A 788-nucleotide genomic window follows, 5' to 3' on the forward strand; every position below is an offset into this window, starting at 1 on the left:
CACATGCATTAGCTGTCATGTATAACAATCAATTAACATCTATTTCACCAAAAATTATATTTGAAAATACTTTAAATGATGATTTTCTATTCTTCAATGCATTCGAAATTTTCAAAAAATTGAACCCAAAATATTTCAGTGATCCGGAATGTGAAAAGTACATTGCCATTTATAAAGAAAAATTTGAATAAAAATATGAGGCTATAGGACATGAACTAAGGAACAACTTTCCTTATTGGAACTTTCTCTCAAACTTCATGGATTTTGAATTAAACCATAGATTCCTTTTCAGATTTGAATCCAAAAAGGGTTGGACACTTATGGACATTGTGTTCACTAGTATAAATTCACCAGTGCACAAACTTGGACAAGGAGTTCTCCAAGATGGTCTACAAACCTTGCTCTTCGATCTGGTTGACATGTATAGACTATCTCACAAGATTGAAGAAGTTATAGAATTTCAAAGAAGGTTAAGCGTTAAGCTAAACTGAAAAATTTTGAGTCTGAAATTATATGCTTGATTAGTCTTGTTTGGATCCTTAAAACAAATACTTTCCTAGCTCTAATTTTTTTAAAAAAATTTGCACACTTATATAACATGTCATCAGGAACAATTTCTCTTTTTAAAGTGTGGTCCAATTCAATTCCAATAAATTCTAAAAAATTGCTGACTGAGTTAATTAATTCACACTATACAGAAGCTTATAAACTTCGAATTCAAATCCTGATTTTGAAATCCATTAAAATCTTAGGGTCTCTTAAACACGTGATTAACATAATATTACAGA

General features: G+C 29.8%; 1 protein-coding gene. It reads left to right on the plus strand.

From position 1 onward, the window contains the following. Positions 1–191: hypothetical protein (locus ACQY5W_RS13085; RefSeq protein ID WP_428025416.1), on the plus strand; the 191-nt coding region annotated here is incomplete at its 5' end. Between the last annotated feature and the right edge of the window lie 597 nt (positions 192–788).

The organism is Arcobacter sp. (genome assembly GCF_050300555.1).
Classification (GTDB): Bacteria; Campylobacterota; Campylobacteria; order Campylobacterales; family Arcobacteraceae; genus Arcobacter.